General features: G+C 68.5%; 7 protein-coding genes. All 7 read left to right on the forward strand.

Features of this window, described 5'->3' with window-relative positions; all coding sequences use genetic code 11:
• The first annotated feature begins 19 nt into the window (after positions 1-19).
• Positions 20-2,194, forward strand: a complete 2,175-nt coding sequence (locus tag AAW51_RS14320) for a VTT domain-containing protein (protein WP_047195149.1) — start codon at positions 20-22, stop codon at positions 2,192-2,194.
• A gap of 81 nt (positions 2,195-2,275) precedes the next feature.
• Positions 2,276-3,697, forward strand: a complete 1,422-nt coding sequence (locus AAW51_RS14325; protein ID WP_047197822.1) for a sensor histidine kinase — start codon at positions 2,276-2,278, stop codon at positions 3,695-3,697.
• The gene (locus tag AAW51_RS14330) at positions 3,687-4,361 is read left to right on the forward strand and encodes a hypothetical protein (RefSeq protein ID WP_157359889.1); all 675 of its coding nucleotides are present in this window, start codon (positions 3,687-3,689) and stop codon (positions 4,359-4,361) included. The genes AAW51_RS14325 and AAW51_RS14330 overlap by 11 nt, the downstream gene beginning before the upstream one ends.
• A gap of 130 nt (positions 4,362-4,491) precedes the next feature.
• Positions 4,492-5,850, forward strand: a complete 1,359-nt coding sequence (locus AAW51_RS14335) for a sigma 54-interacting transcriptional regulator (RefSeq protein WP_047195150.1) — start codon at positions 4,492-4,494, stop codon at positions 5,848-5,850.
• A gap of 340 nt (positions 5,851-6,190) precedes the next feature.
• A complete protein-coding gene (locus tag AAW51_RS14340; RefSeq protein WP_417903621.1) occupies positions 6,191-7,723 on the forward strand; it encodes a glucan biosynthesis protein G in 1,533 nt (510 codons plus the stop codon).
• Entirely contained in the window at positions 7,720-9,984 is a 2,265-nt protein-coding gene (gene mdoH, locus AAW51_RS14345) for a glucans biosynthesis glucosyltransferase MdoH (RefSeq protein ID WP_083438300.1), read from the forward strand. Before AAW51_RS14340 ends, mdoH begins: the two co-directional genes overlap by 4 nt.
• 347 nt (positions 9,985-10,331) lie before the next feature.
• Positions 10,332-12,422 (forward strand): type VI secretion system Vgr family protein, encoded by a 2,091-nt coding sequence (locus tag AAW51_RS14350; RefSeq protein WP_047195151.1) that lies wholly within the window; start codon positions 10,332-10,334, stop codon positions 12,420-12,422.
• Positions 12,423-12,435 lie beyond the last annotated feature (13 nt).

The raw sequence follows: 12,435 nt of genomic DNA on the forward strand, positions 1-12,435 counted from the left end.
ACATCACAACTCCAACACCATGACGTCGCCTTCGCCGGCCCTGGGCTCCAAGCCTGCCGCCTTGTTGCAACCAGGCCGCAACTGCTGGCGCATCGAACAGGCTCGCCGGGTCGCCTATCTGATCGACGGCGAACCATATTTCAGCGCGGTGCGCGCGGCCATCGCCCGCGCCCGCCGCTCGATCTACATCCTCGGCTGGGACATCGACAGCCGCATGCGGCTGGTGCCTGACGGTGCCGGCGACGGACTGCCCGAGCCGCTCGGCGAGTTCCTCGATGCGGTGGTGGCTCGGGGCAAGGGCATCCAGGCGCGCGTGCTGAGCTGGGACTTCGCGATGCTGTTTGCGCTCGAGCGCGAATGGCTCACCACCTACAAGCTCGACTGGCGCACCCACCGCCACCTGCGCTTTCGACTCGACGATCGACACCCCTTCGGCGCCTCGCATCACCAAAAAGTCGTGGTGGTGGACGACACCGTTGCCTTCGTCGGCGGCTTCGACCTGACGCGCTGCCGCTGGGACACCTCCGACCACCTGCCCGACGACCCGCGGCGCATCGACCCCGACGGCAAGCCTTATGGGCCGTTCCACGATGTCGGCGTGATCGTCGAAGGGGACGTCGCGGAGGCGCTCGGCAACCTGGCGCGCGAACGCTGGTGCCGTGCCACCGGCGTCAAGGTCAAGCCGGCGCGACCGCCGGGCGACGGCCTCTCGCCCTGGCCGCCTCATGTGCAGCCCGACATGCTCGACGTGCGGGTCGCCATCGCCCGCACCGAGCCGCGCTTCGACCGCTTCGAAGGGGTCGAGGAGATCCGCTGGCTGCACCAGGACGCGATCGCCTCGGCCCGGCATCACATCTATCTGGAGAACCAGTATTTCAGTTCGGCCGCGGTCGGCGCCGCACTGGCGCAGCGGCTGGGCGAGCCCACCGGCCCCGAGGTGGTGTTGGTCACGCCTCAGCGCGAGAGCGGCTGGCTCGAGGAAACCACGATGGGCGTGCTGCGCTCGCGACTGCACCGCCGCCTGCTGGCCGCCGACACGCACGGCCGCTACCGCGCCTATTGCCCGCACCTGCCGGAGCTGGGCCCGAAGTGTTTGAACGTGCACAGCAAGGTGATGACGGTCGACGACGAGTTGCTGACCGTCGGCTCGGCCAATCTGTCGAACCGTTCGATGGGCTTCGACACCGAATGCAACCTGGTGTTCGAGGCCGCGACGCAAGCCGATGAGGCCGCGGCCGAGCGGGTGCGGGCCGGGGTGGCACTGATGCGCAACCGGCTGCTCGCGGAGCATCTGGCGGTCAGCCCCGACACGGTCGCTGCCGAGACGCGCGAGCGGCGCAGCCTCAAGGGCGCGGTCGAGGCCTTGCGCCGTGACGGCGAACGCACCTTGGCACCGTCGCGGCCGGAGGTGGCGCCCGAAATCGACGCGCTGTTGCCCGACCAGGCGCTGATCGACCCCGAATCACCGCTCGACCCGGACCGCTTCGTCGCCGAATTCGTGCCCAAGGACGCCAAACCGCGCATCTCGCGACGCACCCTGACCGTCGCCGCCGTGGTGTTCGGCCTCGGCATGTTGGCGGCCGCCTGGCACTTCACGCCACTGCAGGAGCTGCTGGACCTCGACACCTTGATGCGCACCGCCCGGCGCCTGCGGGAACACCGGCTGGCCCCCTTGCTGATGCTGCTGGGCTACGTCGTCGCCGGGCTGATCGCGATGCCGGTGACGGCGCTGATCGCGGTCACCGGCATCGTGTTCGGGCCGGTGCAGGGCTTGATCTACGCGATGATGGGGTCGCTGCTGAGCGCTGCCACGACCTACGGCATCGGCCGGGCGGTCGGGCGCGACATGGTGCGTCGCTTCGCCGGGCCGCGCATCAACCGCTTGAGCCGCATCCTCGGCCGCCGCGGGGTGGTGGCGATGACGGTGGTGCGCATGCTGCCAGTGGCGCCGTTCAGCCTCATCAACGTCGTCGCCGGCGCCTCGCAGATCAATCTGCGTGACTACCTGCTCGGCACCTTCCTCGGCATGGCGCCGGGCATCTGCATGACCGTGCTGTTCGTCGACCGCTTCACCGAGGCGGTGCGCCGGCCGGGCCTCGGCACCTTCACGCTGCTGGCCGTGGTGGTGGCACTCGTGGTGGCGGCGTCGATCCTGATCCGGCAGCGCTTCATCGGCCGCGAAACGGCGCGCTGAACCACAGACACGAGCCAGCGCGAGCGCCCACGGCGCACGCGGTTATAGTTCCGCGCCGCCCGGATGGGCTTGGCCACACCGATGTTCACACTGCCGCGCGCCTCCTTCCGCCAGCTGCTGCTGGTCGCCTTCCTGCTGATCGCCGCCCTGCTGGGCGCGGCGTCGCTGGGCGGCCTGTTCACGCTCGAGCGCCTGATGGGCAAGGCACGCGCGAGCGCCGAGCACTCGGTGCAACTCGCCGCCGAGGCGCAGACGCTGGCCGACCTGAGCCTGACGATGGAGCGGGCGGCGCGCCAGTTTGTCGTGCTCGAGGACCCGGTGCTGCGGCAACGTTTCGAGGACGCCGCGCGCGACGCCGAAGTGGTGCTGCAGCGCTTGGTCGACAACCGCTTGCCGGGCGACCGCGCCGACGAGTGGCGCGGCCGGCTGGACAGCATCCGGCAGCAGATGCGTGGGCCGCGCGTGACGGCGCGGCAACGCGAGCAAACGATGAGCATCGCGTTTCGCGAGCTGGACGACCTGAACACGGCCATCGCCGACCACGTGCGGCAATCGAACCGGCTGCGAAACCAGGAGTTACAGCAGGAACTGGAAGCGAGCCGGCTGCAGCTGGCGCGTCAGGTGCTGGGCGCCATCGCCCTGGCCGTGGTGCTGGCGTTCGGCTTCGGCCTGTGGCTAGCGCGGCCGCTGAAGCGGCTGGAGCGGGCCATCGTCGGCCTGGGCGAGAACCGGCTCGACCAGCCGATCGAGATCCGCGGCCCGGCCGACGTGCGCCATGTCGGACGCCGGCTCGACTGGCTGCGGCTGCGGCTGGCCGAACTCGATGCCGACAAGGCGCGCTTTCTACGCCATGTCTCGCATGAACTCAAGACGCCGCTGGCGGCGCTGCGCGAAGGTGTGGCGCTGCTCGAGGACGGCGTGGCCGGCGAGCTGACCGCCAACCAGCGCGAGATCGCGCGCATCCTGCATCACAACACCATGGTGCTGCAGCGACAGATCGAAGACCTGCTGCGCTTCAATGCGGCAGCCTTCGAGGCGCGCCGCCTGCAGCGCCGCCGCACCGAGCTCGGCGGCCTGGTGCGCCAGCTGGTCGAGGAACAGAAGCTGCAATGGCAGGCCAAGCAGCTGCGCGTCGAGGTCGACGGCGGGCCCCTCTATGCCGAGGTCGACCAGGACAAGCTGGGCACCGCGCTCGGCAACCTGTTGTCCAACGCGATACGCTTCAGCCCGCTCGGCGCTAACATTCGTTTTTCCCTGGCCGTCCAGTCGGAGCGGGCCTGCATCGATGTGATCGACGAAGGCCCCGGGGTCTCGCCGTCCGACCGGGCGCGCGTCTTCGAGCCCTTCTACCGTGGCGAGCGCCAACCCGAAGGCGCCACGCGCGGCACCGGGGTCGGCCTGTCCATCGTGCAGGAGTACGTCGCCGCCCATGGTGGCCGCGTCGAGTTGCTGCCCAACGCGCCAGGCGCCCACTTCCGTATCGAGTTGCCTCATGTCAGCTAGTGTGCTGTCGTGCGCCTGTGCGGCGCAGATGATGTTCGTCGGCCCCGACACGGCGCGACAACGCCGCGGTGTCGCCGGCCTGCCGGCCTTCCCCGTCGGCCGCCTCTTGGCCGCCTGTGCGCTGGTGCTGGCCGGCTGCGCGCCCTTGCCGGAGGTGACCGAGGTGCGCCAGGTGAAGGTGCCGATCCGCGTGCCGGTGGTGGTGGTCGAGCCGGCCGACGAGGCCGCACGCCACGTGCTGCGTTACGCCGAACGCGTGCGCACCTTGCAGCCGCCCGAGCTGCAGGCCGAGATCGCGCGCATCGGCGACCCGGCCGGCGCGCCCGCCGCCTCCATCGAACTGGCCCTGGTCCTGGGCCAGATGCGTGGGCCCGGCGATACCGGCAAGGCCATCGCCGCGCTCGAAACCCTGCTGCGCTCGACCGCACCCGAGGCCGCCGTGTGGCAGCCTTTGGCACGCTTGCTGCTTCCGCGCTTCACCGAAACCAAGCGCCTGGAAGAGCAGATCGAAAAACAGAACCAGCAGCTGCGCGACAGCCAGCGACGGCTCGACCAGTTGAACGAAAAGCTCGAAGCCGTGAAGGCGATCGAGCGCAGCCTCGGGCCGCGCTCCAGCCCCGCACCGGCACCCGGCATCCCGGGCGGCAAGTCCGCCCTGCCCTAGGCCCGAATGGCCCCGTGTCCTAGGGCCTGTTAACACCAAGGCCCTAGCTTGACCCCAAGGAGCAAGGCATGAGCGTCGCACGGCCGCGCGAAGCCGCTCGCACCGCAGTGCGTAGCACGGAGGTAACCAAATGAGCGCGCACGTGCTCGTGGTCGACGATGATCCCGACATGCTGCGGTTGCTGTCGATGCGCTTGAGCGCCGCCGGCTACCGCGTCACCGCCGTCGAAAGCGCCGAAGCCGCGCTGGCACGGCTCGCATTGGAACGCCCGCAGTTGGTGGTGAGCGACGTGCAACTGCCCGGCAAGGACGGGCTGGCGCTGTTTGACGACATCCGCGCCCGCCACCCGGCGCTGCCGGTGATCCTGCTCACCGCCCACGGCACCATCCCCGACGCGGTGGAGGCCACCTCGCGCGGCGTCTTCACCTACCTGACCAAGCCCTTCGACGGCAAGGCGCTGCTCGACAAGATCGCCCAGGCGTTGGCGCTCGGCGCGCCGCCCGGGGAAGGGGCGCCGGCCGATGAGGCCTGGCGTGTCGCCATCGTGAGCCGTTCCAGCCGGATGGCGGAGCTGCTCGCCGAAGCCAAGCTGGTGGCCGGTTCCGACGCCAGCGTGCTGATCCGCGGCGAGAGCGGCACCGGCAAGGAGTTGCTGGCCCAGGCCATCCACCAGGCCAGCGCGCGAGCGCCACGGCCCTTCGTCGCGGTCAATTGCGGCGCCATCCCGGAGGCCTTGCTCGAATCCGAGCTGTTCGGCCACGTCAAGGGTTCGTTCACCGGCGCGGTCGCCAACCATCGCGGCTTGTTCCAGGCGGCGGACGGCGGCACCTTGTTTCTGGATGAAATCGGCGACATGCCCTTGCCGCTGCAGGTCAAGCTGCTGCGGGTCTTGCAAGAACGCTCGGTGCGGCCGGTCGGCGCGACGCAATCGGTGCCGGTGGACGTGCGCATCCTGTCGGCCACCCACCGCGACCTCGATGAAGCGATGGCCCAGGGCCAGTTTCGCGAAGACCTGTACTACCGGCTCAACGTCGTCTCGCTGACGCTGCCGCCGCTCGCGGAACGTCGCGAAGACATCCCGCTGCTGGCCAACCACTTCCTGTCCAAGCTGGCCGTCAAATACGGCAAGCGGCTCAATGGCTTCGCGCCCGAGGCCTTGAAGGCGCTGGCGATGGCCTCGTGGCCGGGCAATGTGCGGCAGCTCTTCAACGTGGTCGAGCAGGTGTGCGCGTTGGCCACCACCCCCTTGATCCCGCTGGTGCTGGTGCAGCGGGCGCTGCGGGTGCCGAGCGTCGAGGTGCTGAGCTATGCCGAGGCGCGCCAGCGTTTCGAGCGCGAATACCTGGTCGGTCTGCTCAAGCTGACCGACGGCAATGTGGCCGATGCCGCCCGGCTGGCCCAACGCAACCGCACCGAGTTCTACCGGCTGCTGCAGAAGCACGGCCTGGCCCCCGGATCTTTCCGCGGCGAGGCCCCTGTCGCCGAATAGCGACAAGCAAGAGTCCTTTCAAAACAAGGACTTAGCCAAAAGGGTCGGTTTTATGTCGCTGTTCAGCGACGCCGACCCCCCGGCCACCCCCTCCAACACCCTCCCCGGTTAGTGAAACCCCTTGTAAGCACGCCTAAGTGCTTGTCATGCAAGGATTTTTCACGCCTGGCACAGGGGTTGCGATAGCCCCCTCCAAGTTGCCCGAGCGACCTCCACGAGAGACCGCTCTGGTGTCTTTGTGACTCTCACCGAAAGGACCTACCCAGTGCCGTTGCAGGATCGGATCACGTACTTCATCGCGAGTGTTGGCGCCGCCTCGGCCCGCCGCACCGGCGCGACGGTGCGCAGTCCGCTCGGCGCTGCTGCAGCTGCCGCCACGGCGCTGACCCTCGCCTACGGTCCCGCAAGCGCTGTGGCGCCGGCAGCGCCCCACTTCGATTTCGAGCAACTCACGCAGCGCGCCCGTGCCCTGGCACAGGCCCCCTTCCAGCCGTCGGCCTCGACGCTGCCGCAAGAGTTGAAGGCGCTCGACTACGACCAGTACCGCGACATCCGCTTCCGGCCGGAGCGCGCCTTGTGGCGCGGCGAGAACCTGCCCTTCGAGGTGATGTTCTTCCATCTCGGCAAGCTGCAGACCGAGCCGGTGCTGATCAACGAAATCACGCCGTCGGGCGTTCGCCACGTCACCTTCAAGCGCGACGACTTCGACTACGGCAAGAACCGGCTGAAGCCCGAGACCTGGGGTGACGTGGGCTTCGGCGGCTTCCGCGTGCACTACCCGCTCAACACGCCGCGCTACAAGGACGAACTGGTCGTCTTCCTTGGCGCCAGCTATTTCCGCGCGCTTGGCGGCGGGCAGCGTTACGGCCTGTCGGCCCGCGGCCTGGCGATCGACACGGTGGGCGGTCAGCGCGAAGAGTTCCCGCGCTTCAAGGAATTCTGGATCCGCAAGCCGGCCCCCAACGCGACCTCGCTGACGGTCTATGGCCTGCTCGACTCGCCGCGCGCCGCCGGCGCCTACGAGTTCGAGGTGAAGCCGGGCGGGCAGACCTTGGTCGACGTGCGCTCGCGGCTGTTCCTGCGCTCGGGTGTCGCCACGCTGGGCGTCGCCCCGCTGACCAGCATGTTCATGTTCGGCGAGAACCAGCCGCACGCGAGCGACTTCCGCCCCGAGGTGCACGACTCCGACGGCCTGATGGTCGCCACCGGCGAAGGCGAGTGGATCTGGCGTCCGCTGGTGCGCCCGCAACAGCCGCTGGCGACCTCGTTCCAGACGCGCCAACTGCGGGGCTTCGGCCTGATGCAGCGCGACCGCGCGTTCTCCAGCTACGAAGACACCGAGGCGCGCTACGAGCTGCGCCCGAGCGCCTGGATCACGCCGCAAGGCGAATGGGGCCCGGGCCGTGTCGAGCTGGTGCAGTTGCCCGCGCCCGACGAGGCCAACGACAACATCGTCGCCTACTGGGTGCCGGCCCAACTGCCGGCCGCCGGCCAGCCGCTCGAACTCGCCTACCAGATCCGCTGGCAAGGCACCGATCAACAACGCCCCCCGGGCGCCTGGGTCACGCAGACCCGGACCGGCCGCGGGTTCCATTCCCTACAGAAGGACGAGCATCAGTTCATCGTCGACTTCACCGGACCTTCGCTGGCCCAGCTGCCCGAGGACGCGCCGGTCAAAGCGGTCGTCACCGCCGGCCCCAATGGCCGCATCGTCGAGCGCAACGCTTACCGCAACGATGCCACCGGCGCCTGGCGCCTGGCGCTGCGGGTCCATCAACTCCAGCGCGCGCAACCCTTGGAGCTGCGCGCATACCTCCAACACGGCAACGACATCCTGACGGAAACATGGAGCAACATCATTCCTCCCCAATGAGCCGGCCGCGTTGGTCGCGCCCTGACAGCTCCTCGCGTGCTCGCGTGGTGTCCCAAACCGCGGGGGCGAGCGCACCGCCGATCCACCGCGGGTCGATGGTGGCACAGCCGTGGCGAGGCTTCTTCCCGGGTCTGTTGAGCGGCTTGTTCGGCCGTTCGCAGCAGCCCGCCGCGCCGCAAGGACCGCGGGCCGCCTGGGAACAGGCCGCCATCGTGCGTCGGCGTGTCTTCATCGGCCTGATCCTGCTGTCCACCACGGTGGCCACCGGGCTGATGAGCCAGATGCAACCGGCGACCGGCAACCTGGCGCTGCACTACGGCCAGATGGCGCTGTTCGCGCTGCTGTTCGCCTGGGTGTCGGCGGGATTCTTCACCGCGATGATGGGCTTCGTCGTGCAGTTGCGCGGCGACAAGCACTCGCTGTCGAAGAACGACGTGATGCACAACCCGGTGCATGCCGACGCACGCACGGCGATCATCATGCCGATCTGCAACGAGCACGTCGCGACGGTGTTCGCCGGCTTGCGGGCCACCTGCGAGTCGCTCGCCACCACCGGGGCGCAGCGTTTGTTCGACATCTATGTGCTGTCGGACAGCAGCGACCCCGACGTGCGCAGCGCCGAGCTGGCCGCCTGGGCCGAGCTGCGCGCGACGCTGGGCGACGGCGCCCGCATCTACTACCGCTGGCGCCAGCGCCGCACCAAGCGCAAGGCCGGCAACGTGGCCGACTTCTGCCGCCGCTGGGGCAAGGATTACCGCTACATGGTGGTGCTCGACGCCGACAGCGTGATGACCGGCGACTGTTTGCTGACGCTGGTGCGCCTGATGGAAGCCAACCCCAAGGCCGGCATCATCCAGACCGCGCCGCAAGCGGTGGGCCATGCGACGCTGCATGCACGTTCGCAGCAGTTCGCCGGCCGCGTCACCGGTCGCTTGTTCACGCTGGGCATGCAGTACTGGCAGCTGGGCGAGTCGCACTACTGGGGCCACAACGCCATCATCCGCGTCGAGCCCTTCATGCAACATTGCGGGCTGGCCCCCCTGCCCGGCCGCGGCGCGCTGAGCGGCGAAATCCTCTCGCACGACTTCGTCGAAGCCGCGCTGATGCGCCGTGCCGGCTACCACGTGTGGCTGGTGGGTGACCTGAACGGCAGCTACGAACAGCAGCCGCCCAACCTGGTCGAAGAGCTGCAGCGCGACCGCCGCTGGTGCCAGGGCAACCTGCAGAACGCCCGTTTGATCGCAGAGCCCGGCCTGCACCGCGTGCACCGCGCGATGCTGCTGACCGGCGCGATGGCCTACGCGTCGGCGCCGCTGTGGCTCGCCTTCGTCGTCTTCGGTGCGGCCCTGTGGCTGAGTGGCGGCGCTGCTGCCGCGACCGAGCTGGCCGTGCCGCATGCGATGACCGGCCTCTGGTTCGGTACCCTGACGATGTTGGTGCTGCCGCGTGTGCTGGGCATCGTCAGCGTGCTGATGAAGGGCGAGCAGCGCCACTTCGGCGGCACCGCTGCCCTGGTGCAAGGCGCCGTGCTCGAAGCCGCGTTGTCGGTGCTGCAGGCGCCGGTGCGCATGGTGGCCCACACGCTGTTCGTGGTCGGCGCGCTGACCGGCTGGCGCATCGAGTGGAAGTCGCCCCCGCGGGAAGCTCAGTCCATCGCCTGGTCGGATGCGGCGCGCCGCTTCGCCCCGATCTGCGCTGCTGTCGGCGCGGTGGCGGCTGGCGTCGCGATGATCAACCCGGCTGCGCTGTTGTGGCTGGCCCCGATCGGGCTGCCGCTGCTGCTGGCGGTGCCGACGGCGGTGTTGACCAGCCAGGAACGCCTGGGCGAACGTATTCGCAACCAGGGCCTGCTGCTGATCCCCGAGGAAAGCTGGACCCCGGGCGTGCTGCGTCAGGCCTGGGCCTATGCCAAGCGCCAGGTGCAAGTGCCGCGTTGGTCCGACGTGCTGAGCGACAACTGGCTGTTCAACCTGGCCGTCAGCGCGATGGGCGCCCGCCGCACCGACCAGGGTCCGCGTGGCCGTGCACGTCGGCAGCTGCTGCACAAGCTGGCCAGTGACGCCGACGCCGAGCGTCTGTCGCCGGCCGAGCGCATGCGTTTCCTCAGCGAGCCGCAAAGCCTGCAGCAGCTGCGGGCCAAGCACAGCGTGTTGAAGGGCCAGGCCTTCGGGCGGCGGCTGACGCGCAGCGGCATGATGATTCCGGCCCACGCGTTGGCGTCGCCAGCACCTCGGGCGGCGGCCCGCAGCGTCCACGCTTGATCGCCGCCGGCGGGCCCCCTGCCCGCTCGAAATGCCAGCCGAACAACGGTGCGCCTCAGGCGCACCGTTTTTTTTTGTCGACGCCGCACACGCCCTAAGCGGGACCGCTCATCGCCGCCTCGGAGATGCAGCACGCCTGAAGGCTGTGGACATATGCCCTGACAAATATTACAGCCAACAGTTAGGGATGCCGTCGCTTCAGCCCCTTTCATAGGATGTCGCACCCACGGGAGTGGCTATTCAGTCTCTCGCCTGCCCGCCTCGCCCCTACCCGAACCCGCGCAAGCTTGCCTAAGCGCAGCCGGCTGGCGCCGCAGGGAACCCCCAGATCGCACGAGTACCAAGCAATGTCGACCAGAACCTTTCAGCTGCTGACCCCACTAGGCGCGGACACCCTGCGCTTCCACCGCATGAACGGACGGGAGGAAATGGCGCGCCTGAGCTCGTTCGAGATCGACGCGCTGAGCGAGCGGGAAGACTTGGACCCGGACCAGATTCTGGGCAAGAAGATCGCCGTTCAGGTGGAGCTGCCCTTGGGGGGCTACCGCTATTTCAGCGGCCACGCGACGCGGTTTGCCCAGGTGGGCGTGCAGGGCCGGCTGAATCTGTATCGCCTGACCATGCGGCCCTGGTTGTGGTTTCTGACCCGCACCAGCAACTGCCGCATCTTTCAGCAGATGAAGGTGCCCGACATCCTCAAGCAGGTGTTCGATGCGCATGCCGACGTGGCCGCCACCAGTGTGGAGCTGAGCGGCACCTACCGCCTGTGGGACTACTGCGTGCAGTACCGTGAGAGCGACTTCGAGTTCGTCAGCCGGCTGATGGAACAGGAGGGCATCTACTACTACTTCCGCCATGAGGCGGGCCGCCACGTGCTGGTGTTGAGCGACGCTGCCAGCGCGCATGCCCCCTTTCCCGGTTTCGAGCAGATTCCCTACCTGCCCCATGAGCGCTCGGCGCGCGCCGAGACCGAGCACATCGGCCAGTGGAGCTTCGGCCGCGAGATCCAGACCGGGCGCTACGTGCACGACAACTACGACCCCGAGAAGCCGCGCGTCGAGCTGCAAGGAAAGGCCGCCCTGGTGCGCGGCCACGCGCAGGCGCAGTACGAGGTCTACGACTACCCCGAGAAGCACCTGACGGCGGCCGAGGGTGAGCAGTACGCACGTGTTCGCATCGAGGAGCTGCAGTCGCGCTTTGAGACGGCGCAGGGCGATTCGAATGCCCGCGGACTGTCTGTCGGCCACCTGTTCACCCTCCGCGGGCAGCCGCGGCAAGACCAGAACCGCGAATACCTGGTGTTGTCGGCCACCTATCAACTCGAAGGTGAAAACTACGAGTCGGCCGACGATGAAGGGGCGCGCTTCTCGTGCCGCTTCACCGCGCTGCCCAGCAGCGAGCCCTTCCGGGCGGCCCGTTTGACGCGCAAGCCCATCGTGCAGGGGCCGCAGACCGCGGTGGTGGTGGGCCCGGCCGGCGAGGAGATCTACACCGACGAGCAAGGCCGGGTGAAGGTGCAGTTTCATTGGGACCGCTACAGCAAGGGCGACGAGAACAGCTCCTGCTGGATCCGGGTTTCGCACCCCTGGGCCGGCAAGGGCTGGGGCGCGGTCAGCATCCCCCGTATCGGACAGGAAGTGGTGGTCGACTTCCTGGAGGGCGACCCCGACCGGCCGTTGATCACCGGGCGTGTCTACAACGCCGAACTGATGCCGCCGTTCGCGGCGCCCGGCATGGTCAGCGGGATGAAATCGCAGACGCACAAGGGCGCGGGCTTCAACGAAATCTCGATGAACGACACCGCGGGCAAGGAGCTGATGAACATCCATGCCCAGTTCGACCAGGCCACCACCGTCCAGAACAACCAGACCAACGCGATCAACAACAACCGCAGCACCACGGTCCAGGTCGACGACACCCTGACCGTGAACGCCAACCGTACGATGAGCGTGGTGGGCAAGCTGGTCGAGAAGATCGACACCGGGCGTGAGGTGACCGTCGCCTCGGGCTACACCCAGACCATCACCGGCGGGGCCACGCGCACAGTGACGGGCGGGCTGACCAACACTGTCAACGGCAAGCGCGAGAACACGGTCAACGGCCAGTTTGTCGAAACCATCACCTCGGGCGAGCAGAAGACCGTGCACTCCGGCAAAGCGCTGACCGTGACCGGCGGCGGTTACACCGAGAAGGTCACCGGGCTGTTCGAAAGCACGGCCATCGGGCCGATGAAACAAGGCGCCACCACCACGATGGACCTGCATGCCGACGGCGCGGGCACCTACACCTCGGGCACCTCGTTGAAGTTGGGCGTCGGCCTCGCCTCGGCCATCGAGATCACCGGCGGCAGCATCACCATCAGCTCCGGCACCTCGGTCATCAAGGTGGACGCGAGCGGCGTGTCGGTCAACGGCATGCAGATTTCCCTCAACTGCTGAGCCCGGAAGCACC

Origin of the sequence: Caldimonas brevitalea, from assembly GCF_001017435.1 — a bacterium.
Lineage (GTDB): Bacteria > Pseudomonadota > Gammaproteobacteria > Burkholderiales > Burkholderiaceae_C > Caldimonas > Caldimonas brevitalea.

Bases quoted from the DNA above. Each gene is read 5' to 3' on its own strand.
- AAW51_RS14320 (WP_047195149.1), top strand. From the start codon at position 20: ATGACGTCGCCTTCGCCGGCCCTGGGCTCCAAGCCTGCCGCCTTGTTG.
- AAW51_RS14335 (WP_047195150.1), top strand. From the start codon at position 4,492: ATGAGCGCGCACGTGCTCGTGGTCGACGATGATCCCGACATGCTGCGG.
- AAW51_RS14330 (WP_157359889.1), top strand. From the start codon at position 3,687: ATGTCAGCTAGTGTGCTGTCGTGCGCCTGTGCGGCGCAGATGATGTTC.
- mdoH (WP_083438300.1), top strand. From the start codon at position 7,720: ATGAGCCGGCCGCGTTGGTCGCGCCCTGACAGCTCCTCGCGTGCTCGC.
- AAW51_RS14325 (WP_047197822.1), top strand. From the start codon at position 2,276: ATGTTCACACTGCCGCGCGCCTCCTTCCGCCAGCTGCTGCTGGTCGCC.
- AAW51_RS14350 (WP_047195151.1), top strand. From the start codon at position 10,332: ATGTCGACCAGAACCTTTCAGCTGCTGACCCCACTAGGCGCGGACACC.